At 51.4% G+C, this 26986-nt stretch carries 24 protein-coding genes; 10 read left to right on the forward strand and 14 right to left on the reverse strand.

Going from position 1 to position 26986, the window contains the following annotated elements:
* The first annotated feature begins 67 nt into the window (after positions 1 to 67).
* The 6 genes from ugpB (at position 68) to DHf2319_RS10145 (ending at position 6793) form a co-directional block, all read left to right on the forward strand.
* Positions 68 to 1372, forward strand: a complete 1305-nt coding sequence (gene ugpB, locus DHf2319_RS10120) for a sn-glycerol-3-phosphate ABC transporter substrate-binding protein UgpB (RefSeq protein WP_243478091.1) — start codon at positions 68 to 70, stop codon at positions 1370 to 1372.
* 39 nt (positions 1373 to 1411) lie between these two features.
* Positions 1412 to 2296 carry a sn-glycerol-3-phosphate ABC transporter permease UgpA gene (ugpA, locus tag DHf2319_RS10125; RefSeq protein WP_243478092.1) on the forward strand — a complete coding sequence of 295 codons (885 nt, stop codon included), beginning with the start codon at positions 1412 to 1414 and terminating at the stop codon, positions 2294 to 2296.
* Positions 2296 to 3147, forward strand: coding sequence for a sn-glycerol-3-phosphate ABC transporter permease UgpE (gene ugpE, locus DHf2319_RS10130; RefSeq protein ID WP_243480092.1), 852 nt, complete (start codon positions 2296 to 2298; stop codon positions 3145 to 3147). The genes ugpA and ugpE overlap by 1 nt, the downstream gene beginning before the upstream one ends.
* Before the next feature lie 25 nt (positions 3148 to 3172).
* Positions 3173 to 4237, forward strand: coding sequence for a sn-glycerol-3-phosphate ABC transporter ATP-binding protein UgpC (gene ugpC, locus DHf2319_RS10135; RefSeq protein WP_243478093.1), 1065 nt, complete (start codon positions 3173 to 3175; stop codon positions 4235 to 4237).
* Positions 4238 to 4544: 307 nt separating this feature from the next.
* Positions 4545 to 6161, forward strand: coding sequence for an APC family permease (locus tag DHf2319_RS10140; protein ID WP_243478094.1), 1617 nt, complete (start codon positions 4545 to 4547; stop codon positions 6159 to 6161).
* Positions 6162 to 6190: 29 nt separating this feature from the next.
* On the forward strand, positions 6191 to 6793 hold the full coding sequence (locus DHf2319_RS10145; protein ID WP_243478095.1) for a CIA30 family protein: 603 nt from the start codon (positions 6191 to 6193) through the stop codon (positions 6791 to 6793).
* Between the two features lie 41 nt (positions 6794 to 6834).
* Here the strand turns inward: DHf2319_RS10145 and DHf2319_RS10150 are convergent, their stop codons facing one another.
* The 7 genes from DHf2319_RS10150 to DHf2319_RS10180 form a co-directional block, all read right to left on the reverse strand.
* Positions 6835 to 8754 carry a sensor histidine kinase gene (locus DHf2319_RS10150; protein ID WP_369810183.1) on the reverse strand — a complete coding sequence of 640 codons (1920 nt, stop codon included), beginning with the start codon at positions 8752 to 8754 and terminating at the stop codon, positions 6835 to 6837.
* The gene (locus DHf2319_RS10155) at positions 8735 to 8956 is read right to left on the reverse strand and encodes a hypothetical protein (protein WP_243478097.1); all 222 of its coding nucleotides are present in this window, start codon (positions 8954 to 8956) and stop codon (positions 8735 to 8737) included. Before DHf2319_RS10155 ends, DHf2319_RS10150 begins: the two co-directional genes overlap by 20 nt.
* A gap of 268 nt (positions 8957 to 9224) precedes the next feature.
* A complete protein-coding gene (locus tag DHf2319_RS10160) occupies positions 9225 to 9920 on the reverse strand; it encodes a response regulator transcription factor (protein WP_243478098.1) in 696 nt (231 codons plus the stop codon).
* Positions 9921 to 10185: 265 nt separating this feature from the next.
* Positions 10186 to 11451 carry a DUF4214 domain-containing protein gene (locus DHf2319_RS10165; RefSeq protein ID WP_243478099.1) on the reverse strand — a complete coding sequence of 422 codons (1266 nt, stop codon included), beginning with the start codon at positions 11449 to 11451 and terminating at the stop codon, positions 10186 to 10188.
* A gap of 289 nt (positions 11452 to 11740) precedes the next feature.
* Positions 11741 to 13003, reverse strand: a complete 1263-nt coding sequence (locus DHf2319_RS10170; protein ID WP_243478100.1) for an ATP-binding protein — start codon at positions 13001 to 13003, stop codon at positions 11741 to 11743.
* A gap of 232 nt (positions 13004 to 13235) precedes the next feature.
* Positions 13236 to 14309: a PLP-dependent cysteine synthase family protein gene (locus DHf2319_RS10175; protein ID WP_243478101.1), complete on the reverse strand. Its 1074-nt coding sequence runs from the start codon at positions 14307 to 14309 to the stop codon at positions 13236 to 13238.
* A 361-nt stretch (positions 14310 to 14670) separates the two neighbouring features.
* Entirely contained in the window at positions 14671 to 15759 is a 1089-nt protein-coding gene (locus DHf2319_RS10180) for a DUF6817 domain-containing protein (RefSeq protein ID WP_243480093.1), read from the reverse strand.
* A gap of 236 nt (positions 15760 to 15995) precedes the next feature.
* Here DHf2319_RS10180 and DHf2319_RS10185 point away from each other — a divergent pair, with 236 nt between their 5' ends.
* A complete protein-coding gene (locus DHf2319_RS10185; protein ID WP_243478102.1) occupies positions 15996 to 17045 on the forward strand; it encodes a hydroxyacid dehydrogenase in 1050 nt (349 codons plus the stop codon).
* A gap of 112 nt (positions 17046 to 17157) precedes the next feature.
* On the opposite strand, the gene glpQ is transcribed toward DHf2319_RS10185, so the two are convergent.
* A complete protein-coding gene (glpQ, locus tag DHf2319_RS10190) occupies positions 17158 to 18270 on the reverse strand; it encodes a glycerophosphodiester phosphodiesterase (protein WP_243478103.1) in 1113 nt (370 codons plus the stop codon).
* 162 nt (positions 18271 to 18432) lie between these two features.
* Here glpQ and DHf2319_RS10195 point away from each other — a divergent pair, with 162 nt between their 5' ends.
* Together DHf2319_RS10195 and DHf2319_RS10200 are read left to right on the forward strand one after the other, a co-directional pair.
* Entirely contained in the window at positions 18433 to 18963 is a 531-nt protein-coding gene (locus DHf2319_RS10195; protein WP_243478104.1) for a hypothetical protein, read from the forward strand.
* 16 nt (positions 18964 to 18979) lie between these two features.
* Complete coding sequence (locus DHf2319_RS10200) at positions 18980 to 20044, forward strand: S1C family serine protease (protein WP_369810184.1); 1065 nt, start codon at positions 18980 to 18982, stop codon at positions 20042 to 20044.
* Positions 20045 to 20111: 67 nt separating this feature from the next.
* Here the strand turns inward: DHf2319_RS10200 and DHf2319_RS10205 are convergent, their stop codons facing one another.
* A complete protein-coding gene (locus DHf2319_RS10205) occupies positions 20112 to 20714 on the reverse strand; it encodes a glutathione S-transferase (RefSeq protein ID WP_243478105.1) in 603 nt (200 codons plus the stop codon).
* A 178-nt stretch (positions 20715 to 20892) separates the two neighbouring features.
* Entirely contained in the window at positions 20893 to 21918 is a 1026-nt protein-coding gene (locus tag DHf2319_RS10210) for a TerC family protein (protein WP_243478106.1), read from the reverse strand.
* Between the two features lie 395 nt (positions 21919 to 22313).
* Here DHf2319_RS10210 and DHf2319_RS10215 point away from each other — a divergent pair, with 395 nt between their 5' ends.
* On the forward strand, positions 22314 to 23090 hold the full coding sequence (locus tag DHf2319_RS10215) for a putative hydro-lyase (protein ID WP_243478107.1): 777 nt from the start codon (positions 22314 to 22316) through the stop codon (positions 23088 to 23090).
* Between the two features lie 108 nt (positions 23091 to 23198).
* On the opposite strand, the gene DHf2319_RS10220 is transcribed toward DHf2319_RS10215, so the two are convergent.
* The 4 genes from DHf2319_RS10220 to DHf2319_RS10235 form a co-directional block, all read right to left on the reverse strand.
* Complete coding sequence (locus tag DHf2319_RS10220) at positions 23199 to 23876, reverse strand: DUF2848 domain-containing protein (RefSeq protein ID WP_243478108.1); 678 nt, start codon at positions 23874 to 23876, stop codon at positions 23199 to 23201.
* 77 nt (positions 23877 to 23953) lie between these two features.
* On the reverse strand, positions 23954 to 25237 hold the full coding sequence (locus DHf2319_RS10225; protein WP_243478109.1) for a TRAP transporter large permease: 1284 nt from the start codon (positions 25235 to 25237) through the stop codon (positions 23954 to 23956).
* Positions 25234 to 25818 carry a TRAP transporter small permease subunit gene (locus DHf2319_RS10230; protein ID WP_243478110.1) on the reverse strand — a complete coding sequence of 195 codons (585 nt, stop codon included), beginning with the start codon at positions 25816 to 25818 and terminating at the stop codon, positions 25234 to 25236. The genes DHf2319_RS10225 and DHf2319_RS10230 overlap by 4 nt, the downstream gene beginning before the upstream one ends.
* Positions 25819 to 25858: 40 nt before the next feature.
* Positions 25859 to 26890, reverse strand: coding sequence for a TRAP transporter substrate-binding protein (locus tag DHf2319_RS10235; protein ID WP_243478111.1), 1032 nt, complete (start codon positions 26888 to 26890; stop codon positions 25859 to 25861).
* Between the last annotated feature and the right edge of the window lie 96 nt (positions 26891 to 26986).

Raw genomic sequence — 26986 nt, forward strand, 5'->3', positions numbered from 1 at the left:
GTCAGCCCTAGGTAGGAAGCCCTATCGGACTGGCGTAATGGATGGTTCCTTCAATACGGGTTGAAACATGAAAAAATTCTTGCAGATCGGTTTATTTGCCTCTCTATCGAGCTTGGCTATCAGTGCAGTCGCTCAAACTGAAATACAGTGGTGGCATGCCATGGGCGGTAAGAATGGTGAGCTCATCCAGGGTATGGCTGATAAGTTCAATGCCTCGCAAAACAAGTACAAGATCAATCCGGTATTTAAGGGCAGCTATGCTGAAACCATGACCGGCGCAATCGCAGCCTTCCGTGCCAAACAGCAACCTGCCATTGTGCAGGTCTACGAAGTCGGTACCGCGACCATGATGTATGCCAAGGGCGCTGTCTACTCCGTCGAAAAATTGATGAAGGACAACAATCAGCCCTTTGACCGGGGTGCGTTTGTCCCTGCCGTTACCTCCTACTACTCCACCCCTGAGGGTGAGTTACTTTCGATGCCGTTTAACTCCTCGTCACCGGTACTCTGGTACAACAAGGATGCCCTCAATAAAGCCGGCGTCACGAAGGTACCCACCACCTGGGATGAAGTTGGCGCAGCAGCCAAAAAGCTCGTGGACTCGGGCATGAAGTGTGGTCTGTCGGTAGGCTTTCAGTCGTGGGTGTTGATCGAGAACTACTCCGCTTGGCACAACCTGCCTATCGGGACTCTGGAGAACGGTTTCGGCGGGTTGGGCACACAGCTCGTCTTTAACAATGAACACGTAAAAAACCGACTAGCTACACTGGCCGAGTGGACCAAGGACAAGCGCTTTGTCTATGGCGGTCGTGCCGGGGCATCGCTGCCCATGTTCACCAACGGCGAATGTGGCATGTGGATTAATTCGTCTGCCTACTATGGCAGTATCAAGAGCCAGGCCAAGTTCAATTTCGGGCAGGCCATGATGCCCTTAGACACATCGGTAGCCAAGGCCCCACAAAACTCTATCATTGGCGGTGCAACGCTGTGGGTACTGCAAGGTCGCCCGGCCGCAGAATACGCTGGTGTAGCTGAGTTTCTGTCGTTTCTGATTAGCCCCGAGGTGCAAGCACCGTGGGCCATGGAAAGCGGTTACGTGCCTATCACCAAGGCCGCCTCTGATTTGATGCAAAGCCAAGGCTTTTATGCCAACAATCCAGGTACCGACACAGCCGTCAAAGAGCTGTCGCTCAACCCACCAACGGCCAACAGTAAAGGCCTGCGTTTTGGTAACTTCGTACAGATTCGGGATGTGATTAACGAAGAAATGGAAGCCATCTGGGCCGGTACAAAAACCGCTGACAAAGCCATGAACGATGCTGTGGATCGTGGTAACAAGCTACTGCGCCGCTTTGAACAGTCAGTGCAGTAAGTTGCTTGTATAGTTATTGACCAGAGGCAGCAGTCCGTTATGTTGAAACGCTCACATTTCAGACCTGGACTGCTGCCATATTTACTGGTTGCCCCGCAGATCATCATCACGCTGGTATTTTTCATCTGGCCAGCCCTGCAAGCTCTGTACGAAAGCTTCTATATCCAAAGCGCCTTTGGCCTAGGTAGCACTTTTGTAGGCCTGGAAAACTTCATCTCTCTGTTTGAAGACCCGCTCTATATCGAGTCGGTCTGGCGTACGTTTTTATTCTCGGGACTCGTCGCTGTGTTGGCCATGAGCTTGGCACTCACCTTTGCCGCACTCGCTGACCGAGTGATCCGCGGTGCGTTGGCCTACCGGACACTACTGATCTGGCCTTATGCCATCGCACCCGCAGTAGCTGGCGCTTTATGGATTTTTATGTTCGATCCGACGCTGGGGATTGTCAGTTACACCCTCGACATGTTTGGGATTGAGTGGAACCAGGCCGTTAACGGCACCCAAGCCATGGCCTTGGTCATTATGGCAGCTGCCTGGAAGCAGATTGCGTATAACTTTTTGTTTTTTCTAGCGGGGATGCAGGCAATCCCACCATCGGTTTACGAGGCTGCATCGATTGATGGAGCGAGCCCGATTCGCCGGTTTCGTGACATCACACTGCCGCTGCTGGCACCCACGAGCTTCTTCTTGTTAGTGATGAACATCGTCTATGCCTTCTTTGATACCTTTGGCATTATTGATGCCATGACACAGGGAGGGCCTGCCAATGCCACTGAGATACTGGTCTACAAGGTCTATCAAGATGGCTTTGTCGGACTTGATCTTGGCGGCTCGGCCGCGCAGTCAGTCGTACTAATGTTTATCGTGATTGCCCTGACTGTCGTGCAATTCCGCTTTATTGAGAAAAAGGTGCAGTACGCATGATGGTTGAGCGTCGTCCAATGAGCGACTTTCTGACACATGCAGGCTTGATGCTGAGTGTGCTGCTCATTGCATTTCCAGTATGGGTCGCGTTTGTGGCTGCGACACACGATGCTGCTCGAATGACGCAAGTTCCACTGCCACTCTGGCCTGGCGACCATCTCTGGCAGAACCTGAAAGTGGTCTTAATTGACGGTTATACGGGTTCATCGGGCGGTGTGCCGATGTGGTTAACACTGACCAACTCCTTGGTCATGGCCTTGGCTATCGCCATTGGCAAGATCGTGATTTCACTGCTGGCTGCCTATGCAGTGGTGTATTTCAGATTTCCTTTACGCATGCTGTTTTTCTGGTTGATATTTGTCACACTCATGCTTCCAGTCGAAGTCCGAATCTTGCCGACGTACGAAGTGGTGGCTAATCTGGGGATGCTCAACAGTTACGCTGGCCTCTCCATTCCCCTGATCGCATCGGCCACAGCGACTTTTATGTTTCGCCAAGTGTTTCTGACCATACCAGAGGAAATGCTTGAGAGTGCCCGTATGGATGGTGCAGGTCCATTGCGGTTTTTTTGGGATATTTTGTTGCCACTATCACGCACCAACATCGCGGCACTATTTGTCATTCTTTTTACTTATGGTTGGAATCAGTATCTCTGGCCCTTGCTGATCACCACCGAGCCGCACATGACCACGATCGTCATGAGCATCAAACAAATGCTGGCTGCAGCTGAACAGTCACCGCAATGGAATTTGATCATGATGACGTCGTTACTGGCCATGCTCCCGCCATTGCTGGTGGTGGTGGTCATGCAACGACTGTTCGTCAAAGGCCTGACCGAGACGGACAAATAGCAACATATACCAAGACAAAAATATTATGGCTGACATCATTCTCGACAATCTCAGGAAGTCCTACGGCAATACGGACGTGATTCACGGCATCAATGGCCAAATCAATGACAGTGAGTTTGTGGTGGTCGTTGGTGCCTCAGGTTGTGGCAAATCGACGCTTCTACGCATGTTGGCAGGGTTGGAGACAGTCACTTCCGGTGATATCCGAATTGATGGCGTACGGGTCAATGACCTTGAGCCGTCACAGCGAGATATTGCCATGGTGTTTCAAAACTATGCGCTCTACCCGCACATGACCGTCTTTGAGAATATGGCCTATAGCCTCAAAATCCAGGGGAAATCAAAAGCCCAAATCAAAGACGCGGTGCAGCGTGCAGCCGATATTCTTGAAATCACGGCTTACCTTGATCGCAAGCCCAGACAGCTGTCTGGCGGACAACGACAGCGTGTGGCGATGGGGCGAGCTATTGTGCGCGAGCCTAAAGTGTTTTTGTTTGATGAACCGCTTTCTAATCTTGATGCCAAGCTCAGGGTTCAGATGAGAGTCGAAATCAAACAACTGCAAAAGCGGCTAGGCACCACGAGTGTTTATGTCACCCATGATCAAGTTGAGGCCATGACCTTGGGTGACCGACTTATGGTACTCAACGCCGGCAAGGTCGAACAGTTTGGTGCGCCAATCGATCTCTACGAGCAGCCACAAACGCAGTTTGTAGCTGGCTTTATTGGCAGTCCGGCGATGAATTTCTTTGCCGCCAGGATCACAGACTCTGGCGCCAAAGTCCTGGTGGGCAGTCAGATCGAACTCCAACTCGCCAAGCCATTTACAACCAACGAGCCTGAAGTGACAGTAGGCATTCGCCCGGAGCATATGTTTCTCAACAGCGACGGTCCATTTGAAATCGAACTACAGCTGCAAGAGCATCTCGGCGCAGAGACACTATTGCACGCCAAACTCACCGATAGCGGTCAGTCTGTTACGGTACTTGTTCCTGGCTACCAACAGTTCGATCAGAACTCAAGGCTTAAAGTTGGCTACCAGCCAGACAAAGTCCATGTGTTTGGAAGGGATGGCGGTCGGTTGAATTAAACAGCGCTGACGCCTCAGTTTCTATCGAACCACGCAGCATACGCGGTTGCCTGTTCTAAAAATAAACGCGCGAGGGGCACACCACAGCGATGGTGCATCAAAGCATCAAGCAGTGGGGGTGTCCGCCCGCTTGTTGTTTTATCAATTAACCGCTTTAACTTCGAATCAAGTAAGCCTAACGCAGTTTGTTAGTCGACCGACTCCGACAAAGGCACTCCAAAAAACACTAGCTAAAGACCGAGCCTAAAGGGCATACTGACACCAAGGATCTAACAAAGTGCACCATCGCTCAAAACTTTACTATTGAATGTCTATCGACCACACAGCCCCCACCCTAAAAAAGCAAGCTAGCTTCATTGGTTTGTTGTTCGCCGGTATCGGTGGCATGATCGGTTCAGGCTGGCTCTTTGGTCCATTAGAGACTGCCACCCAAGCGGGGCCGCTGAGCCTTTATTCCTGGATCATTGGGGGTGTGGTAGTGCTACTAATCGCACTGGTATTTGCTGAACTTGCCACCCTATTCCCTCTGTCGGGTGCGTTGGTGCACATGAGCGACGTCAGCCATGGACCACTGGTCGGGTTTGTATGGGGCTGGATACTAATACTGGCCTATATCGCAATTGCACCGATTGAAGCCATGGCGATCGTCAGTTACGCCAGCGCCTACATTCCTGACCTGACGCACGCATCAGACGGGGTGCTCACTGCCAAAGGATTTACAGTGGCGGCCATCATTCTGGCAGTCATGGTAGCGCTTAACTTCCTGATGATTAAAACAATACTTTCCGTTAATTCGTGGATCACCATCTGGAAAATCTTTGTGCCCATCGCCACTGCGATTGTCTTAATCACTTATTCCTGGCATCCCGAGAATTTTTTCTCGCAAACACACAAAGTTGGCACTGAAGGAATTTTCACGGCGATTGCCACTGGCGGCGTCTTCTTTAGCCTTTTTGGATTTCGGCAAGCGCTCGATCTAGCTGGCGAGAGTAATAACCCACAGCGTGATGTGCCAATAGCCATCATTGGTACGGTGGTGATCGGTACCTGCATTTATCTGCTGCTTCAATTTGGCTTTATCGCGGCACTCGACCCCGACATGCTCAGCAAAGAGGGCTGGGGAGATTTGCACTTTAAAGGTATAACCGGCCCCTTGGCGGCCTTGGCTACGGCTGTAGGCGCTGCCTGGTGGGCAACCATTCTGTATGCCGATGCCATTGTCTCGCCAGGGGCCTGCGGCTTCGTGTACACCACGACGACTTCGCGCATTGTCATGGCCAGCGCAGAAAACCATGCCCTGCCCCGATTTTTTGCCAGGGTCAACGATCATGGCGTCCCATGGGCAGCATTAATCCTCACGTATGTGGTCGGACTGCTATTATTTCTGCCATTTCCTTCCTGGCAAAAAATGGTGGGATATATCTCTTCGATCACGGTACTGTCATACGGAATTGGGCCTATCTTGCTGGTCTGTTTACGCAAGGCACTGCCAGATACTCCACGGCCATTTAAACTGGCAGCAGCCAATTGGCTCGCGCCAGTCGCATTTGTTTGTGCCAACTGGGTCATGCTGTGGGCCGGGCTCGATACATTACAGTTCATTTTTGGGATAGTGGCAATCATCATCGTTGTTCACGCCGGGCATCATTTCATCTGGCAGCGCAAAGATTGGGGTAGCTTTCAAGCACAGCATGCCTGGTGGCTAGTACCCTACTTTGCTGGTCTATGGCTTTTGGCGTGGTTGTCTCCGGCTACCCTCGGTGGTACTGGCTACTTGTCATTTGTTCTAATCATGCTGGTATCGGCCATGTTCAGCATTGTGATATTTTTTCTGGCTATCCGACTGGCTCAGTGCCCACAGCAAATGCGCATAACCTTTGGACGCAAGGTTGGTGCAACGACAACAACTGACTCTCAAACCTAACGGTGTGCCATGAGCGAGGATAATTTTCGATGAAACAAAACCTCAGAGATATCAAGCATGCAACCACATCTGTATTCAGTGCTCTATTGATAACCTTTACCATGACCACTCACTCGAATGCCCAAGCCATCATCGAAGATTTTTCTGGCACCCCACAGACGCGCTGGGAGTTCATTGCCGACACCGTCATGGGTGGGGTCTCGAGTGGCCAAGTGCAGTTTGTGCGTGACAACGGACAGACAGTTCTTAAGCTCTCTGGTGCGGTCAGTACAGCCAATAACGGCGGATTCATCCAGGCACGTTTACCACTGGACCAAACAGCCATCAAGCAGCTGCCTGACACAGCCAAGGGCATCTGGCTCACAGCACGTGGGAATGATCAAACGTATTTTGTACATATCAGAACATCTGGCACGGTACTGCCATGGCAGTACTACCAAGCTCAGTTCAAAGTCACCGAGCAATGGCAACAGTTCACGCTTGACTGGGATGATTTCAAGCCCTCAGGCGGCCTATCTGGCAGCCTGTTGCGTGATGTGCCACTGGCAAAAAAGATCAAATCGATTGCCATCGTCGCTTTCGGCCGTGATCATCAAGCCAATGTCGAGGTGGCAAAGATCGGGTATGAATGAGCTTGCTGCCGATTACACCGCACCGTATCGCACTGTGACAGTCAAATCTGCTTGGGCAATCTGACCTCAAACGAAAGTTCTTCTTTGCCTGGCTCAAACACTAGGTCACCCCCGAGAAGTTGGGCGATGTTTTTTGAGAGGTAAAGTCCGAGACCTGAGCCACTTTGGCTCAAAGCACCAGAAGCCCGGTAGTACTTGTCAAACACATGCTCGGGGTCAGGCACACCAGAGCGACCAACCGAATTGGTAAAACGCATAACCACCGAGTTGTCCGCAGATAAGCCAATCGATACTTGGACAGTCGTATTTGACTTGCGATATTTCATTGCGTTATCAACCAGATTCGCCACAATGACGCGCACTAGGGTGGGATCTGACCAAATAGATAAATCAGTATCACCCAAGATCACAATAGCATCGGGCTGATTGCTGTTTCGCGCCACATCACGCACCAGATCATCCAGATTAAGCGCGACTGGTTCAGAAATGGTGGTCGTGTCTAACAAAGCCTCTGCTTGTATGCATTTCTCTAACAAGGCATCAATATTACGGATGGCATCGTTGGAGTAATTCGATGCTCTGTGATCAAGCGCGGCCGATCCCAGCACCATCTTGATGATAGAAAGCGGGGTTTTAAATTCATGAGCCAACATGCCAAGAAACATGGCCTGTTCCTGACTGCGTTGCTGTTGCAGTTTCAGTGCCATGGCAGAAGCTGCAGCCTGCCTTGATTGCGCGCGTGCCCTATAGAGCAACAGTGTTGACATCAGAATGCCAGCCGTCGCTGTAGTGAAGAAGAAACCTACAAATGCGTTCTGAAACACAGGCTCAACACGCAAAGTGACTGATGTGGCTAATGGCGTCGCAAATCCAAACAGTACAAAGAAAAACACGACTAACCAGCGTGGTAACTGTGATGTATGGTCTGCTGACCAATCAATTGCAAACAATACAATCACCAAACCAAGGATCGAATAGGCAATCACCATCAGAGCATTGATGGACAATGCCAAGCGGTCAAAGCCGAACAAAACGGCTAGTAACAAAGGCGTAAAAACTAACAACGGCGAATACACCAACGGTTTGACCCATGACTTTACCGGGAACTGCCCCAGAAAAATCATGCCAAACTGGAATATCGACCACGAATACAAAACCACCACAAAATTCGTGAGCCCATCGACAGAATCCAGACCCAACAACGGCCCCAAGTACTGGCGCGTATAGCCCATCAGCGTCAGCGACCAAATGATCGCCAGACCCTGCTGAACGATAAACATATTCATCACCCGGTCAGGCTGTCCGACTCGAAGTGCAATTGCCAACACAAAGAACACCACCAAAAGACCCAGGTACCCACCGCCAAACAAGTCATAGGTGCGGTTGTGTTTGAGCGCCGCTTTGACTGGCTCCAATACCACCGAGAACACCATGGAACTTGTCGTACTGACTGCAACATAAACATCTCGGAGGGTATCACCACGGGGCAACAGAAAGGTCAGCGAGGATAGATCTAGCTCGGTTAGCGTATTCGGATGTGCATCGCCCGTGACGATGGGCTGACCATTGTTTTGTAGGGGATCGTACAGACGCACTTCATTTAGCAAGGGGTTGGTTAGCCGCAGCACCAATTGATTGCTGTCGATGGTGGCTTGATCTCTTCCCGCCGTCGGATCGATGCGCAGACGCAGCCATACGGTGGCATCGGTATAGCCCAGACTTAAAGCACGTTCAAATGGTTCGAAGTCAGCGTCTGGCTTAGCCCTTACTTCAGCTATGCTCAATTGACTCGTTGGGTCAATAAAGTACCCGCGTGGGTTGGGCTCAGCGGCTGCACCTGCGCTCCATACCAACAAGTAACCTAGCAGTAACAGGATTACCCGCAACTGCGGCGCAGGACTGAACCAGGATTTTATCGGCGGACAGATCATCCGTGCGTCGCTAGAACCCGACACTGGCATTAAGCCAGAAGCGATTGTTCGCCGAGCTGCCGTCCTGGTTTAAGCCGTACGTGTTGGCAAACGGGTTGCTGCCCAGCTGAATCGCCCAGGTGGCGTTGATCAGGATGTTGTACGGTGCTTGCCACGACACACTCAAGCCCACGCCTTGCAAGGTGCCCGAGTTCGGTTGGGCAGCACCAGGGAATTGATTGAACTTACTCACCTTTTTATCTACCTAAGTTACCAATAGAACCGACTATCTTCTGGAATTGTTAAGGACATAATTGACCGTACTCGTGACCGCCCGTTTGATCGTAGCCACGCTGCATCGAACTCGGTGTTGACCTCAATCAAACTTCATCAACTGGTCCTGCCACTAGGGCTGGCTCTCGAATAGCAAACCCATTGACAGAGCAACTTAAAATCAGATTTCCGATCAATTTGATGAGGTGTACCAAATCAAATATGGGATCAGTGATACCAAGACCGCCTCAAACTACCTCTAGCTCAAAACCAAGTCTATAACCCACTCCCCTGATTGACACAATCGGATACTCACTTTGCGTGAAGTCAGATAATTTTGCTCTAAGGCGATAAATCCGTACATCGAGTGTTGAGCGCGACACTTGGTCCGTATTCGTGCTTAGCAGCTCCATGATTTGCCAATGCTCAAGTTGCTTGTCGAGTGAAGTCGATAATGCCACCAGGATTGCGGCTTCACCGGCTGATAGCTTCACAGAACGGCTGCCACATGAGAGCACCTGAGTGGTTCTGGATAAAAGGTAACGCTCACTGGTAAGAGGGTTTACATCGACATACTGTCGCTTGCGACGGATCAGGCTATTGACCGCATCAACCAGTTCGTCCGGTGACACCGGTTTGGGGAGGTAATAGTCTGCGCCTGCCTCGTAGCCTTCAATACGGTTGGTGTTAGAAGTTCTTGTCGTCAAGATCAAGATACCCAAGTTCGGCATTAAGCCTCTTAGTCGTTTGGCTAGCTCCAAACCACTCTCGCCAGGCAACTGAACATCGAGCACAATGACGGCGGTGTCTTTGAGTTGCGCGTACTCGGTGACACTTTCAGCATCAAGAAAACCTTGAACCTCAAAGCCAGACTTTCGCAACGCATCGCAGAGCAATTCGTTTAATGCTTCACTATCTTCAACGACAACGATACGGTGTGACATGCGAACACTAAAAAACATTAATCAGCGCAAGGTTTTATAACAACTTCAAATTAGTCACAACTGTTTTATTTAAGACAAGAACTCACCCAGCCTTAGTGTTGAGAGGCATTGTTTTAAATTACTTAGGACGCACCCATCGGTAATCGTCAATTGGGCGGCATTTTTACAACAACATCAACAAGCAGCCGAGGTCGTTCGCGCGGACAACGATACGGAAATTTAGCAATGCGCTTAACGACAGCGCTCTGGCCGTGAGACTGTTTGGTTAATCAAGAAACGGCGTATACACAATCCCTTGGCTGACATACTGAGCGACGTTCAATTTGTTTTCTGGGGACTCACTGAAGTGGATCAGCACCTGCTCGCGCGTCATGCCATCGGCCATTTTTGATTGCCAATATGCAAATCCCTCGGCATCGGGCGCTCGATCAAGTACGTTGGCATAAAGCAAGTCGATAAACGCAGCGTCGTTCACAGTTGCACCATAGGTAGCTTGAAACTCAGCGCTACTCACGAACCCTGCTGCTGCATCTGTCAGTGACAATACGCTGTCTAGTTTCGCAATCCAGTAACCGAGACCTTCAGCCTCTGGAAGGCGATCGAGTGCGGCTTTGTACAACCTGAAGGCTTGACCAGCGGTGCCGTTGATATCTAGGGCCAAGGACGTATCCTCAAAACTCAGGCGTTCAATATCGATTAATTGATAGTCAGTGGCATTGCCGGCATCATCAAACTCCCGAATCCAGGTTGCCTCCGAATCAACAGTCACCTGAACCTTATCTCGCGTCGTTTGAGCAAACAAGATATCGACTCGTTCTGATCCCTGAATGCTCAATGATTCAGGCGGCCCTTCGCTGGTCACTAAATCTTCAATGGGCACCTGACTGGATGCTTGGTAAAACGGGCTTGAAACTGTGATGCGCAATGTCTCAGCGCCTTCGACCTGATCGTCAGCCAAGATGGGGATAGAGATCGTTGCTTCGTGGTTTTTATCGAGGACAACAAACCCGGATAGATTTCCAAACACCAGGTCAGATGCATCGACCCCGGAAATCACATAGTTCAGGCGATCGCCAGGCCGGTAAACCACATCGTGGTGGGGACTCTGGGCGTTGACTACAAAGGAGGCAGTCCTCCCCTCAAGCACCGATAGATTCTGGGCAACGACATCAAAACGATACACAGGCGTTTGCCATGCACCATCGAGCACTTTCATTTGATTGGTCACCGACCATTGGTCGTCAAACACCCGTAGCCTGAGTATTTCCTCTCCCTCCTGCACACCATCGATCTTTAAGGGAATGCCGACAATCGCTTGCAGATTGCGGTCTAGCGTGACCGTGCCTGACAAGCTCGCAGAGTCAATATCATCTAGCGTCAAACCGCTAATCTGGTACTGAAGCACGTCGCCCGCGCGATAACCTGTGTCGCGATGAGGGCTGCCCGCATCAATGAGAAACTCTGCCACCATGCCTTCGGTGCGCGAGAGGTTTTGTGCAACGAGATCAAACTGAACTTTAGAGGTCGTCATAGCTGTTGATGGATCATTGCTGTCGTTGGTTAAGACTAGTAGCCAACTCACCCGCGACATGTAGTTAATCAGATACTTCTGACGCTAGCAAAGTCCGTCGATTATCACATGAACGCTGTCCAATGATGCCTATGGTCACTGTAGACGCATTCTTTCTAGCGACCTTGGACTTGTGCTCGGTCATCCCAGCTCGTCAGAAAAAGACCCCAAAAACGCTTTCGCAAAAAATGAATCAAGCAGTGTGTCGGGGCACTGAAGGCCGTAAAGACCGGGCTAAATATAGCCAGAGTTACAAAGCCGTTGCGGGCAAAGCCATGACAGAATCGGTGAGTTTTAACGGCTCTTGTATTAGACAAACGACAGCACCGTTGCCTTGACGCTTACCCATGGTTTCAATGACTTGAAACTGCTTGTATGCCTGTCGCGTCGGTGTCGCAGTGCGCTTGATTTCAACAGGGTACAAGGTGTCTCCTGACTCAATCAGCAGATCAATCTCGCGGCCATCCGTGTCACGGTAGTAATACAGTGGCGCCTCCTTGCCGTTATGCCAATAAGACTTAAGCACTTCGCTAACCACCCACGTTTCAAATATCGCACTAGACAAATTACCAGCCTGCAAGGATTCAGGGTCTGGCCACCGAGTCAGGTAAGCGGCTAACCCCGTATCGAGAAAATACAGCTTCGGTGCTTTGACAATCCGCTTGTTCAGATTACTGAAATAAGGTGTTAAGAGATACACCAGCCCAGAGGTTTCGAGCACTGACAGCCAGCTTTTGACAGTTTTATTGTCAACACCTAAGTCTCTAGCCAGAGTGGCATAGTTCAGCAGCTGGCCAGTATGTGCGGCCACAATACCCAGAAACCTATTAAACGCAATGTGATCAGTGACTCGTAGCACGTCTTGAACATCCCGTTCTATGTAGGTCTGCACATAGGATCGATAAAATGCATCGCGTGCCTGGCTACCAAGTTCATTGAGCTTGGGAAATGATCCGAGCCAAATCTGTTCATAAACACTTTGCAAGGTGGCTTGAAGCAATGGCTCTACCCCCTCTGCGCTGACTGCTGAGATTGGCTGGTGAGCTTGCATCTCCGAGAAAACGCCAGGCACGAATGGCTTAGATTGCAACCCGCGTCCTTTGAGTTCAGCCCCAGAGAGTCCGAGCAAGTCGAGCAATCCGACCCTGCCAGCTAAACTCTCGGTCACACCCCTCATCAGGGCGAATTTCTGCGAACCTGCTAGCCAGTACATACCTGGTCGCTTATGACGATCAACCTCGACTTTGATCGCTGACAGCAGTCCCGGCGCATACTGGATCTCATCGATAATGACAGGCGCGGGCCATTGCTGCAAAAACAAAGCAGGATCATTGACGGCCAGATCACGAGCGTTCAAATCATCGAGCGTGACATAACGTCTAAGCTCAGAGTCATCAGTGGCGCAGGTTTGCAGCAATGTGGACTTACCAACCTGTCTTGGACCGGTCACCATCACCACCGGAAACATCTTGGAGAGCGCTAACACTGACTGACGCAAAGTTCGGTCGAACATAATTATTCAGTTAATTTGGACTGATAACCCAATACAACGGATTATTTTAAGTTTCAGAATGAGCGGCAATTAGCAAAAACTACCGCTCAACTAGGATGGCCACAATGGATCAGCTATGGGTTCAGCAAAGCAAACTGCACCCATTTTCTTAGATTCGTCTGTCGTTTTTTCTGTTTTTCGAGGTTGAGTTTCTTGCGGAGAATCTCTTGGCGCCAATCGGTAACTACCCAGCTTATCGAGCCAGTGCACTTTTACGCTCTTGGATGCCGGGGCCATAGTGCTCATCAACCCAAGCATCGTCGTACAAGTGAGCATAACGATCGCCCCCATCACAAATCAGTGACACGATGCTCCCTCGCTCACCGTTGGCTTGCATGCGGCGCATAAGGTTGATGACCCCGATCAAATTAGTGCCGGTTGACGGCCCGACTCTGCGACCCAGCCAGTCAGACATCATGCGCATGGCCGCAATGGAATCGAGATCCTTAATGGGCAAGACATCGCTGACCACCTGACGAATAAACGAAGGCTCAACCCGAGGTCTGCCGATGCCCTCGATGCGACTTGAATGTGAGGATGTGACAGTCGCGTCACCCGTTTCGAAATATGGGTAAAACACTGAGTTCTCAGGGTCGACCACCGCAACCTGGGTTGGCAAGCGCTTGTAGCGCACAAACCGGCCAAAAGTGGCTGACGTACCACCCGTGCCTGCACCAACGACTACCCAAGATGGCACGGGGTAACGCTCATGGGCCATCTGGGCAAACACCGATTCGGCAATGTTGTTGTTACCGCGCCAATCGGTTGCTCTTTCTGCAAATGTGAACTGATCCATGTAGTGGCCACCCGTTTGGACTGCCAGTTCACGCGCAGCCTCATATACCTCGCTTGCTCGCTGCACAAAATGCACCTGCCCGCCGTAAAACCGAATCAGGTCACACTTGGACTGGGCGGTTGACTGCGGCACTACCGCGATAAACGGCAGACCAATCAACCGCGCAAAATAAGCCTCACTAATAGCCGTCGATCCGGACGATGCTTCTACGAGCGTGGTCTTGGGTCCGACCCAGCCATTGCATAGCGCATACAACAATAGTGATCTGGCCAGTCGATGTTTAAGACTGCCGGTCGGATGGGTCGATTCATCTTTGAAGTAAACATCGATCCCGTCGAGTGCCAAGGGTGGTGGCAAATCCAATGTGATCAAGTGTGTGTCCGCCGTGCGGGTGAAGTCGCCTTCGATTTTACGAACCGCTTCCTCGACCCAGGCACGGTCAGATGAATTGAGTGAAAAAGCTGATGACATAAAGCACCTATACCGATAGACAGTGATAGAGGAGTTTGTGAATGGTTTGGTACTAACGGTTTGCCGTGGTTATAGCACCATCAGCTCTTGTGTAGTGGATAGTGCTTGCAAGTGATGGTTGTCAGAAACAACAAGCCCTCAAATGGAGTCGATCAACAAACTCCGGCTTTGGGACGAGAACCCCGGGTGACCGGCTGAACGGGTAAATATTGTCCGAGATCACGGGCGCCATGATTCCATCAACCTTAGCTGCAACAATCAAACGCACACTGCGCGAGGCGATTAACGTCTAGACTTGGCGCGATGCGCATCGCATGTTGACAGCTAGCTGCTCAGCATAGGCACAGGGCAATATTTACCTCTAGCCCAAATCAAGCGCCAAGTTGTTTAGCTTGTTGATGTCTTTAGGCCAGCTGCGCTTTTGTGAACACTGCAACAAAATCCGTCCCCACGCCATCCAGGCATCCCAGCCAATACGCTTATCCCACGTATTACCCCAAATTGACGCTAATTGCACACCGCTTGCTGCCGCAGCCTGCGCATCATCAAACTCATCAAACGTCAGATGCAACTGGGCCAACAACATGTAGGGCTCGGCTACCCAAGGGTTTAAGGCAATGGCTTGCTTTAAGGTTGCTCGGGTGGCATCAGGTGACACCAACGGCTGGTTTTGCTGAGCAACTGACCAGTAGAGCGCACTGGCCGCCGCCTCGTCATCGCGGTCAAGCACAGCCGTGCATTGGTTAAACACGGGTGGCGTGGGCAATATTCCCTTGATCGCCGGATGCTGCAGGATTTGCCCGAGCCTGGACATTTGACTGACACGGTACGTTGTTGGGCGCATGGGACCTGGCCATAGGCCGGCGGCCCAATGGACTTTACCCGGCAAGAACTCGTAGTCCGGATAACCCGAGTAGATGTCATCCTGCCAGCTATACCACTGCTCACAAATGTCAGCCATGGTCATGACGGTAAAGATCGCCACATCACGGGCCGGGAGAATCAGGGTCTTACCACCGTTCTCGAGTGTCACACTGCCGTCGTCAGCGACCTTACCCGTAAAAAGGTTACGAACAAACTCAACCCGGGAAATCGTGCAGAAGGTGTAAATCAATCGCTCGACTTCAGCACCCACCAACTCGGCAAGACGCCCGCGCTCAGACTTGGGATCAAACTTCATGAGATCCACATGCGCATTTCCGTACACGCTATGCAAGAGCCCGAGTAAGCGGACCTCGTCGGGCTGCTGCCAAAGCGTCAACGTGCGGGTCACACCAATCAAATGATGACGAAATGTGCCTGCTTTGTGCCAATCTTGCCCAACGCCACGCCCAAGCACCACTGGCATCACGGCAGCGATTTTAGGATCATCATTCATCCACTCGTCATCGAGCATGTGGATGGCTTGGGTCAACGCCTCAGGCGACAAGGTGTGCAGATCGATTTGCATATCGGAATTCCGTAAAAAATGGTCTTGCCAGTCACCATGGCCAGCAGTGCTTGCCACCCATTTGTGCATGAACCCGACTAGCGTAGTGAAGTTAAGCACTTGACGCAAGCTCGATTCAAGTCGGACTCAAGTTGTGTCAGCCAAAACTTAGTGATTCACCAGCGCGCGTATCGATTAAGCTCAATATTGGTGTGAGAGCACCCAACCAAATTCAAACCATATTCTTGAGCGGCCCTATGCAAGCACAACTTGTTCGTTTTAACTTCTGGCTTGACCCAGTGTTTGATCAGATTGTTCAGGCTAATCCCCACATCAAACAAACACTGTGCCAGTTTGAAGACGCCGATGAACAATCATGGGCAGTGATGGCTAAAGCCCACGCATATCACATCTGCGCTGCACGTGATGAGGTGCCGCCCCAGTGGCAGGTGACGTCCGAGTTTCTGGCACGCACACCGGAACTCTTGTGTGTATCGAGTTCAGGCGCGGGATTTGACCCTGTCGATGTCGCTGCCTGTACCAAGCATGGTGTGCTCGTGCTCAATCAAAGCGGCTGCAATTCGAATTCGGTGGCTGAGCATACGTTTGCACTGTTGTTGGCGTTGCGTCATCGGGTCGGGGAGTCAGAACGCGTGATGCGGTCAGGCAACTACGGGTCTCGCGAAGATCTGATGGGCAACGAGATCCAGGGCTTGACCCTGGGCATCGTTGGGGTAGGCAATATCGGCTCGCGCGTTGCTGAAATCGCACGCGTATTTGGCATGCAAGTACTCGGCTGTGATCCGTATGTGGATAGACAGGAGTTGGTTCGTCGGGGTGTGGAGCCAGTGGGTTTAGATGAATTGATTAATCGTAGCGATGTAGTCACCCTACATTGCCCAAGAAATCATGAAACGTTAAATCTGTTTAACGCCGAGCGGTTTGCACAGATGAGGTCAGGCGCCATCTTTCTGTCCACAGCCCGTGGCGGTATTCATGATGAAGACGCGCTAGCTGATGCACTAGCAACAGGTCACCTATCTGGCGCCGGTCTTGATGTGTGGACGGTTGAGCCGCCTGCCGCTGACAATCCACTGCTGACCATGGAGAACGTGGTGGCCACCTATCACACTGCAGGCGTAACCCATGAAGCCAGACGCAATGCAGCGCGCATGGGTGCTGAGCAACTGTGTAATTTGTTTACCCCCGGCAGAGCACCAACCCGACCACCGCGGCTAATCAACCCCGAAGCATGGCCTTTATTCGAGAAACGGTTCGCGAGGTTTATGTCGGGATCTGGCATATAGACATACGTACCTTTACGTCCATGGTCTTAGCCGTTTGTCCCAGAATCGCTTTAACATCGCAACTAGACGACATTGATACGTGCATGCAGATACGAGTGTTGAGCAATATTGACTAGCGCCCCAAATACTGAACTGCCAAATCAGGGAAATCAGTAAATACGCCGTCGACCCCCACCTGCTTAAACAACAATTCATGTAGTTCATCGATGCTGTTGACTCCCTTGGGCAAAGCATCAGCTCTAACTGTGTAGGGGTGTACGACCAGACCGCGGGCTTGAGCCTGCTTAACAAGTGCATTGGGCGCAAGCTTGGCATCATTGCTATCGAACAGCATGCCAATGTGGGGCCCGATACCATCGGCATATTGGGCGATCACCTCCATAGCACCGGGTGCGAGCATCCAATCGTAGTCATAGTTGGCCCACTGACCATTCGGTAGTCGCTCTTGAGTAAGTTTCCAATTGGTGCGGGCAATCAGTTGCACCAATGGTAAATCCATTTGCATCTGGGGCATGAGCTCAGTCTTCACCCGTTTAAGCTCATGGGGATCAAATGACTGCAGATAAACTGAACCGTCGTTTGTGGTGTAGCCATGATCCTTAAGCGTTTGCAGAGTAGCTGCAGCAATGTCTTGGCCATTCTGATGATGAAACGAGGGGGACTTGATTTCCGGGTAGATGCCAACCGTCTTGCCGGTGGTGCGGTTCAGCTCCCGAATAAGTTCGAGTTCTTCAGCAAATGTATGGATACCGAAGTGAGATTTGTGTAGACCAAACCGCCCGGGAAATGCCATTGTCGGGTCTGCAGCGTTATCGGTCTTGCGACGCTCGGTGATCTTGATCTGCCTGAGTTCATCCAGCGTGAAATCAACCACGTAATGACGTCCGTCCTCACGTGCGCGTTCCGGAAATTTTGTGGCGACATCCGAGACTCGATCAAGATATAAATCATGCAACACAACCAACTCGCCGTCTCTGGTCATCACCAGATCCTGCTCAAGGTAGTCAGCACCCATGGCATGTGCCATGGATTTGGCGGCAATCGTATGTTCGGGCAAGTAGCCACTCGCACCCCGATGGGCGATGACGATTTGTTGCGCGAGGGCTGCCATTTGAAACAACATCAACAGCACACCCGACAGGACACGGATAGACCAAGCGCCAGCTCGCTTTGGGCAAGTACTAACCACACCGGAAGAAAAAAATCGGCTCGATTGGTATCTCATAAGCGATGGAACAAAACAAAATCAGGATTAGAAACTTACAGATAATGCCGTGCACTACGCTCTGGTTGCACTACACTTTTTAGCAGAGGTTTGGCAAACAAGCCACTTGACTTAGCCAAAACCATCAGCTCGAAAAACACTCAAACCAGGCAGTGACATGTCATGCAAACAAGACCTATTCTGAAATACGTATTCATGCTGACTTTATTACTGACTGGCGCGACGGCGCTAGTCGGGTGTGGCGCCATGTCACCACCGAAACCCTCGGCTGAACGCTCGGTATTCCCTAACCCGACCCACTGGCAGGCCTTAAGCCGAACCGCCTCTGGCGTTACAGGTGATATTACGCTGACCAATACGACACTGACGTTCGGCAATCAGGCATCACTGAGAATCTCACCAATTGAACATGATGCTGACACCGGACAGACACTGTTTCGGGTTGACAGCAAAACCAATCCAGAATTGCTCAATGGTAACTTCATGTGTGGTGGCAAACCGATTGACTATATTGTGGTGCAGGTCACTGGTGACGTACCTGGGCAAAGTGACATGCAATTGATGGCCTACTACTACCCAGGACCCATGCAGCTAGCGGATCTACCATTAAAAGACCAGAACGATTTGAATCGGATGATGTGCGCGCTCTATACCTATGTGGGTATAGAGAGCAAACCGATGAAAGCCAAATGAAAGCAGGACATGTGAAATGATGCGTCGCCTATTGAGCTGCCTATTGCTGTATTTGCCACTATCGCTTACCAGCGCCCCCGTAGCAGCCCAATACGAGGCGTTGGTCGCCTATGAAAAAGCCCTCATCGAGCTATTTGAGCGCTCACGAGACTCCGTTGTCTTTATCAGTACAAGTCGCACCGTACGCGATGCCTGGACTCGCAACCTGACCACCATTCCTCGAGGATCAGGGTCAGGTTTCTTGTGGGACGACAAAGGGCACGTCGTGACCAATTTTCATGTCATTCAAGGCGCCTCGCAAGCCACCGTGACACTGGCAGATAGTCGTGAATATCAGGCTCGTCTTGTGGGTGCAAGCCCAGCCCATGACCTGGCAGTTCTGCGGATCGATACCAACTTTAAACGCCCGACCCCAGTGCCATTAGGGACCAGCAACAACCTGCGTGTGGGTCAGCATGTCTATGCGATCGGCAACCCGTTTGGTCTGGATTGGACACTGACCACGGGTGTGATCTCAGCGCTGAACCGATCATTACCCAATGAAAACGGTACCCGTATTATCGAGGATCTGATCCAAACCGATGCGGCCATCAACCCCGGTAACTCGGGCGGGCCGCTACTTGACTCTCGCGGACGGTTGATTGGCATTAACACGGCGATCTACAGCCCATCCGGGGCATCGGCTGGCATCGGGTTTGCCGTGCCCGTCGATACGGTTGCACGCGTGGTTCCACAGTTGATTAAGACCGGCCAATACAATCCGCCCGTGTTGGGCATTGAGATCGATGATCAACTCAACCGGCGCTTGGTTCGTGCACTCGGAACCGAGGGCGTTTTTATCTTGGGGGTTCGACCGAACTCGGGTGCAGCGCAAGCTGGCCTGAAGGGACCAACCCGAGATCGCAGCGGATCAATTGTGCCGGGCGACATCATTGTCTCAATCAACGGGCAGGCCGTGCCATCAGTGGCCAAGCTGCTGTCGACGCTTGATGCCTTTCAGCCTGGACAGACTGTGCGCCTTCAAATCCGCCGAGGACAACAGACTATTGAGAAGTCTGTGAAGCTACAGGCCGCAGGTTGATTTGTTTGAAAAAAATGCTGAAATGCATATTTAGAAATCATTTAAGCGATTTTTTTAATCAACCTAGTCAAGCTGGCTGCGTTGCTTTCATCGATGGTCGTTCGCTAAACGCATTAGTCCATTTGGCGAGATTCGGGCGGTTAGCCAACCACTGCCCTTCCGGATGCCTGAATGCCAACCACTCGAGAGTGCACGCCAAGGCAATCGCGCCGATTGTGGGTTCTTTGGGCAAAGTTTGTGGATTTGCCTCCAACTGATCAAGTGTGCGGTTGATTTTGCCGAACTGCTTGTCGTTCCAGTCTTGCCACTGCAAGTGCTCAGGACGGGTTTTTTCCATACGAACGGCATAACCCGCGTCAAGCATGCCTTGTGCTGTAGCCGCAAAACACTTGTCAGCCAGGTCAATGACCTTACCTGGACCGGTTGCACTCGATGTATAGCCATCCAGATATTCGCAGATCACCGGTGAGTCATGAACCACCCCATCTGCTTGTGTCTCAAGCGCAGGCACTCTACCTAGCGGATTAACCTTCATCAGTGGCCCCGCGAGATCAGCGGTGCTGACTTCGACCAATTCAATCTGATCGGCAATGCCACGCTCAATCGCCAGCACACGCACTTTACGCGCGTACGGAGAGTTTGGTGAATAGTAAAGCTTCATTTGAGCCATCGGATGTCTCCATGATGAGTGTCACTGTCAAAGGCGTTGTTAAGCGCCAAATAAACTTCTGCTCACTCTAAGGGATAGGCAGGGGGCAACACAAGAGATTATTGGTGGCGTCATTAGCAGTTACTTGTAAAGTGACATCCGATCCCCTGCTCTTATGAATGCTTTTCGCCAAATCCAACTACTTGGTCTCATCCGATTCACCATCTCTCTCTTTAGCAGAGAAAGGGAATGCAGTGCCCGTATGCCCTGCCCTTGGCGGTATACGTAATGACAGAATCATCGTCACTGCCAACACAGTCACGGTAAATCCCAAAGAGGCTGCTACCGGAATCTTGTAGATATCAATCAGCAGCATCTTGGCGCCGATGAACACCAATACGATAGCCAAGCCATACGAGAGCAAGTGAAAGCGCTCATGCATGCTCGCCAGCACAAAGTACATGGCGCGCAACCCCAAGATAGCAAAGACGTTAGACGTCAATACAATGAAAGGGTCGGTGGTGATCGCAAAAATGGCCGGAATTGAATCCACCGCAAAGATGACATCCACAATGCCGATCAAGGCAATCACCACCAGCATCGGGGTAGCCATTTTGATGCCGTTGTCTACGGTAAAAAACTTTTCACCATCGTAGTTGGGCGAGATCTTGAAGTGCCGGTTAATCCATTTGAGCGCCGGGTTGTTGTCTAAATCCGGCTCTTCGCCGGTCGCCAACCACATTTTGATGCCGGTAAAGATAAGAAACGCCCCGAAGATGTACATGACCCAGTGGAACTGGTTGACTAACCACGCCCCCACCAGAATCATGATCGCACGCAATACCAGGGCACCAATGATTCCAATCATGAGCACACGCTTTTGATAAGCGGGTGGCACAGCAAAATAGGTAAACAACATCAAGAAAACAAAAATGTTGTCAACGGCCAGAGCCTTTTCAACCAGGTAGCCGGTGATAAATTCAAGCGCCTTGGCATTGGCCAATGTCTTGGTGGCTAAGTCGCCATCAAGCCCTCCCAAATACCACCAAAGCCAGCCCACGAACACAAATGAGGTGGCCACCCAGATCAGCGACCAGATAACCGCCTCACGCATGCTGACCGTGTGTGCGCCTTGCTTGCTCATGGCAAAGAAATCCACGAACAGCGCTACAAATACGAACGCCACAAATAGCGTCCACAACAAAGGGGTTCCAACCGAGATCATGAGGACATGCCTTTATGCCAAAAGGGCAAAGTTTGGCAATTTGTTATTGGTTTTTCTGTAGGCACTCACCAGTCTTGCTGACAGCCGATCAGCAGAAACTCAACAAATAAAAACTGAATTTCCGAATCGGGCAGCTCACGGCACCGGACACGACTGACTGCCAGTTCAGCCGCTGTCGTCTTGACGACACCGTAACACCAAACACAAGACACTTTGGAGCCTGAACTCGTGTTTGGCGCAGCTACTCCCTTTTAGAGGCTTCACGATTAGACCAGTCGGTCAACGCGACGTCAAACCGATTCTCGGGGCTGACAGGTCTGAGCAAACCAGCACAAACCGATCGCCAGACGCTATGATCGATCAACCAATCCCCTGAATTGAACCTAAGGTCCACCATGCTTGAGTCTGAACAAATCCGCTTAGCTGCGAGAAATGGCACCCTCAACCAACCCACGACGGGTCTGGCTTACGGCTTTGTGCAAGCCAACCTGGTGATCCTGCCAGCAGCCGATGCCATGGATTTTCTGGTGTTTTGCCAGAGAAACCCCAAGCCCTGCCCACTGCTTGGGGTAAGCACGCCAGGCGAGCGGGGCATTCCGAGCTTGGGCGTCAACCTAGATATTGCCACTGACATCCCCAGGTATCGAGTCTGGCAGGATGGAGAGATGGTGAACGAGTGCGCAGATGTCAGCCACCTGTGGCGAGATGATCTGGTGAGCTTTGCACTCGGTTGTTCATTTTCATTTGAAGAGGCACTACTTGAGCAAGGCTTGGAATTACGACACATCACTCAGGGCCGCAACGTGCCGATGTATCGCACCAACGTGCCAACCAACACGGCAGGCAAGTTCCACGGCCCGTTAGTCGTGTCGATGCGGCCATTCAAGCCTGCCGACGCTATCCGTGCGATCCAGATCACAACACGCTTCCCGGATGTGCACGGCTCACCCGTACACATTGGCGACCCCGAACTCATTGGAATCAAAAATATCAACCAGCCAGAGTACGGTGATGCCGTGGACATCAAGGAGGGTGAAATGCCGGTGTTCTGGGCCTGCGGCGTTACACCACAATCAGTGCTCATGGATAGCAAGCCTAAGTTCTGCATCACCCACGCGCCAGGCTATATGCTGGTGACTGACCTAAAGAATGCTCAATTAGCGGTCATGTAGGAATTGGCAGTCCTGGCAACGAGATGGTGGCGCTGCTGATTGCCACCCCGAACCGAATTGTTAAAACACAGAAAGGTGGTCTCAGCGCGCCACTACCCCATCCTTCACTCAGGCAGCCACTGGCAAATAAGTACAGTGATACTCATGAATAATCGACTGCCCGAGCACAGGATCAGCAATTTCAAACTTGAAGTACTTTGCTGGTGCAATCGTGCCAATCGTGGGCACTGTGCCACATAGCATCACAGACAACGTCCCGGGCCTATGTTCTCGCGTCATCTGCGACAGTTCAAGCAACTGACCCAAAGGCATGATTTGCATTAGCGAGCCGTCTTGGTACAGACGCCATGAATCAGACTGACTATCTCGCACCCAAGAACGGATGGTTAATTGGTCCTGATGCTCTTTGACATCATTGAATCGCCAGGCTGTGCTTGCAATCGGCTTAGGACACATTTGCTTGGACACTGCGACTGATTGGGTTTCCCAGGCGCGGTCGGTATGGTCTGAACCCGTGCCCAGATATAAATCCTTGCCGTCAAAGATAATCACAGGCTCAACTTCACCCGAGGCGGTATCACCCAGAAAATATTGCTCAGAATCCGCTGAAGCGAGCTCAGGGCTGACTCGATAGAATAATGGAGTCGTTGAGGGTGGTGGTACACCAATGGCTTTCAACTCCTCAATATGGTGTTCAACTGCGGCGCGGTTGCGCCCAGTCCAGCCCGCCACAATCAGGTTACCGACGGGTGCATCGAGATATCCGTTAGGGGTCGAAATTTTCATATGGGTGTGATCTTTTTTAAGAAAGAGTTGAATGCGACCAGTTAATTCAGAGCTTTCGAGCCCATCAGATAGTCCTATTACTTCAAACTAGATGGCAGCCACAGCGCAATCTCTGGCATGGCGATGAGTGCGGCCACCATCACAAACATCACCATAACGTAGGGTAACGCCCCCATCATGACTTGACCAATTTTCCCCTCACCGCGGGCACTTTGCACCACGTATAGGTTCAAGCCCACAGGCGGAGTGATCAGTGCCATCTCTACCAGCACAATCATCAGTATCCCGAACCAGATCACATCAAATCCAAGCGCAACTACCAAGGGCACCACAATCGGGATAGTCACCACCATGAGTGACAAGGTCTCAATGAACATACCCAATACCACGTACATCAGCACAATCACCAAGAGCGTGGTTAATGGTGTCAAGCCCAGACCAGTCAAAAAGGCATCAAGCTTGGTACCGAGACCAGCCGATGCCAATGTGAAATTAAGAAACGATGCGCCGATCACAATGAGCATGATCATGGAAGTAATCTTCACCGTACCCACGACACTTTGAGTCACCATCTGCCAAGAGAACTTGCCAAACGAGATGGCAATCAGCACCGCACCGCCAACACCCACAGCAGCCGCCTCCGTTGGGGTTGCAATCCCGTAGTAGATTGAACCCACAATCGTCACAAACAACAGCAGAATCGGCACTAAATCCTTTAAAGATTTGATACGTTCGCCCCAGCCGAAATGCCGGCGCGGGCCACCTAGGTTTGGTCGAATGGCGCAAATCATGGCCGTCATCAACATGAAACCAACCGCCAATAAAAGGCCCGGGATAAGACCTGCCAGAAACAATTGCGGAATTGAGCTTTGTGTCAGAAAGCCATAGACAATCAGATTGATTGACGGCGGAATCATAATGCCAAGGGTGCCACCGGCGGCGATCGCCCCGGAAAACATTCGCGGGTCATACCCTAAAGCTTTGGCCTGTGGCATCGCCACGGTACTCACGCTCGCAGCTGTCGCCACTGAAGATCCCGATGTGGCCGAGAACATTGTGGCAGTGGCAATGTTGGCATGTACCAGGCCACCCGGCATCCAAGACACCCAGCGATCCAGCGCACTGTAGGTCGTACGTGCAATCCCGGAGCGCACCAGGATTTCTCCGAGCAAAATAAAAAACGGAATAGCGATGAGCGACGATGAGTTCGATGTCGCCCATACCATACGCCCCAGCCCCTTCATGAGCGGAAATGCGCTAAAGAAAGCATCAATCCCAAACCCTAACAGGAACAGCACGATGCCCACTGGAATGGTCAACGCCAACAATCCTAGCAGCCCCACGACCAGATAAGTCATCATGGCTGGGGTCCCCTTTGAGCACTTCGATCGTCATCAGATAGATCATTTAACTCATTGGCAGTACCGATCAGATCAAACGCTCGCAACTTCTCGCTACGAACAATAAAAACCAGAGCGGCCAGAAACTGCACCCACGCAACCAAGGCAAACCATGCCCATCCCAGAAACCATGGCAGTTGCACGGTCCAAAGTAAAGTCTCCAGTGGAGTGTTGGCGCGCGAGTCACTTAGCCAAGAGCGCTCAAATACCGGCCAACCTTTAACGGCAATCAAAGTGACTACCACCGCCACCGAGGCAATGGCCAAGACATCGAGTACGAGTTTCAAATCGGTACCACAACGATCGCGCAATGCTTCGATACGGATGTGGCCCAACGCAGTTAGGGTATAGCCCATGCCCCAAGCTGCAAGAATAGCCATCAGGTAACCACTGATCTCATCAGTGCCACCCAAAGAAGAACCCGCAAGGCGCAGGGTGATGTCTAACAACACAATCATCACCCCGCCCCATAGCAGGACACCCAGCCCTATCAGAATGACGCGGTTGACCGCTTTGATACCTCTCAAAACCGCGTCAATCATGGTTGGTTAACCTGCCTTTCGCGAGTGTGTCAATGCGGACTTATTTAATGGTGACGCCAACAACTTTACCCACCGAATCACTCCAGCGCTGACCCCAATTACCACCAGCACGGGCAGACCACTCCGGCAAAACTTGCTCAATTAACACGGTCTTGGCGCGGTTGAAGTCTGCATCAGAGACTTCGACCAAAGTCATGTTGCGGGCCTGACCAGCCGGGCAAGGCCCATTGCCCGTCAAACAGGCGATGTCGTTGGTCAATGCTGTTTGCGCCGCGGCCCAGGCCGGATCCTCGAAATCCTTCTTGATGGTGTCGGTGATCAGTTTGCGCTGCGCGTCTGTCAGGCTATTCCATTTGTCCAGATTCACAGCGGTAATCACTGGATCCCAACCACCAAGCGGAATGGCCATCAAGTGCGTAGACACTTCCCACCAGCCCGCCGAATAGCCTGATCCAGCGCCTGTGACGGCGCAATTAACCACACCCTTTTGCAGAGCGCCCGGCACTTCGGAAAATGACACATTTACACCCTCAGCGCCCAAGGCTTCAAGAAACTTCGCCGTCATACGACCAGAGCCGCGAACTTTTTTACCTTTCAGATCATCAAGGGTTTTAACCTCTGCGTTGCAAAACACTACTTGGGGTGGATAGGGTGCAATGGCCAGGACGTGGCTGTTGAATTTTTCTTTAAAAATCTCGTCGACCATGGGACGAGCCGCGTCTACCATGGCCCGCGCCTGATCAGCCGTCAATGCCACAAGCGGAACATCAAGACCCTCTAGCGCAGGCGCATCAGCAACCGCGTAATCACCCACCGTCATGGCAACGTCATACACACCGTCACCGAGCAAGCGGAATACGTCACCGACTGCAGTACCCATTTGATTGTGTGTAGTCATCGTGACAGCAATGTCACCGTTGGAGGCTTTAGGCAGTACTTCGGTCCAGTATGGCTTTTCATATTGGTTGTAGAGCGGCAGGCTAGACCAGCTGCCAACCACTGATAACGACTCGGCGTATGCACTGACACAAAAAACTGAAGCCACGGCGGTCATGACGAGCTTGGATTTCATTGGAACACCTCATTATCTAGAGTTAATCACTGAACCAAAATTGTTCTGAAAAGTCTGGCCACTGACCGTCTACTGTAACGAAGTGCGACCCATTTG

It is taken from the genome of Orrella daihaiensis, from assembly GCF_022811525.1.
GTDB lineage: Bacteria > Pseudomonadota > Gammaproteobacteria > Burkholderiales > Burkholderiaceae_B > Algicoccus > Algicoccus daihaiensis.

Bases quoted from the DNA above. Each gene is read 5' to 3' on its own strand.
- ugpB (WP_243478091.1), top strand. From the start codon at position 68: ATGAAAAAATTCTTGCAGATCGGTTTATTTGCCTCTCTATCGAGCTTG.
- ugpA (WP_243478092.1), top strand. From the start codon at position 1,412: ATGTTGAAACGCTCACATTTCAGACCTGGACTGCTGCCATATTTACTG.
- ugpE (WP_243480092.1), top strand. From the start codon at position 2,296: ATGGTTGAGCGTCGTCCAATGAGCGACTTTCTGACACATGCAGGCTTG.
- ugpC (WP_243478093.1), top strand. From the start codon at position 3,173: ATGGCTGACATCATTCTCGACAATCTCAGGAAGTCCTACGGCAATACG.
- DHf2319_RS10140 (WP_243478094.1), top strand. From the start codon at position 4,545: ATGTCTATCGACCACACAGCCCCCACCCTAAAAAAGCAAGCTAGCTTC.
- DHf2319_RS10145 (WP_243478095.1), top strand. From the start codon at position 6,191: ATGAAACAAAACCTCAGAGATATCAAGCATGCAACCACATCTGTATTC.
- DHf2319_RS10150 (WP_369810183.1), bottom strand. From the start codon at position 8,754: ATGCCAGTGTCGGGTTCTAGCGACGCACGGATGATCTGTCCGCCGATA.
- DHf2319_RS10160 (WP_243478098.1), bottom strand. From the start codon at position 9,920: ATGTCACACCGTATCGTTGTCGTTGAAGATAGTGAAGCATTAAACGAA.
- DHf2319_RS10165 (WP_243478099.1), bottom strand. From the start codon at position 11,451: ATGACGACCTCTAAAGTTCAGTTTGATCTCGTTGCACAAAACCTCTCG.
- DHf2319_RS10170 (WP_243478100.1), bottom strand. From the start codon at position 13,003: ATGTTCGACCGAACTTTGCGTCAGTCAGTGTTAGCGCTCTCCAAGATG.
- DHf2319_RS10175 (WP_243478101.1), bottom strand. From the start codon at position 14,309: ATGTCATCAGCTTTTTCACTCAATTCATCTGACCGTGCCTGGGTCGAG.
- DHf2319_RS10180 (WP_243480093.1), bottom strand. From the start codon at position 15,759: ATGCAAATCGATCTGCACACCTTGTCGCCTGAGGCGTTGACCCAAGCC.
- DHf2319_RS10185 (WP_243478102.1), top strand. From the start codon at position 15,996: ATGCAAGCACAACTTGTTCGTTTTAACTTCTGGCTTGACCCAGTGTTT.
- glpQ (WP_243478103.1), bottom strand. From the start codon at position 18,270: ATGAGATACCAATCGAGCCGATTTTTTTCTTCCGGTGTGGTTAGTACT.
- DHf2319_RS10195 (WP_243478104.1), top strand. From the start codon at position 18,433: ATGCAAACAAGACCTATTCTGAAATACGTATTCATGCTGACTTTATTA.
- DHf2319_RS10200 (WP_369810184.1), top strand. From the start codon at position 18,980: ATGATGCGTCGCCTATTGAGCTGCCTATTGCTGTATTTGCCACTATCG.
- DHf2319_RS10205 (WP_243478105.1), bottom strand. From the start codon at position 20,714: ATGGCTCAAATGAAGCTTTACTATTCACCAAACTCTCCGTACGCGCGT.
- DHf2319_RS10210 (WP_243478106.1), bottom strand. From the start codon at position 21,918: ATGATCTCGGTTGGAACCCCTTTGTTGTGGACGCTATTTGTGGCGTTC.
- DHf2319_RS10215 (WP_243478107.1), top strand. From the start codon at position 22,314: ATGCTTGAGTCTGAACAAATCCGCTTAGCTGCGAGAAATGGCACCCTC.
- DHf2319_RS10220 (WP_243478108.1), bottom strand. From the start codon at position 23,876: ATGAAAATTTCGACCCCTAACGGATATCTCGATGCACCCGTCGGTAAC.
- DHf2319_RS10225 (WP_243478109.1), bottom strand. From the start codon at position 25,237: ATGATGACTTATCTGGTCGTGGGGCTGCTAGGATTGTTGGCGTTGACC.
- DHf2319_RS10230 (WP_243478110.1), bottom strand. From the start codon at position 25,818: ATGATTGACGCGGTTTTGAGAGGTATCAAAGCGGTCAACCGCGTCATT.
- DHf2319_RS10235 (WP_243478111.1), bottom strand. From the start codon at position 26,890: ATGAAATCCAAGCTCGTCATGACCGCCGTGGCTTCAGTTTTTTGTGTC.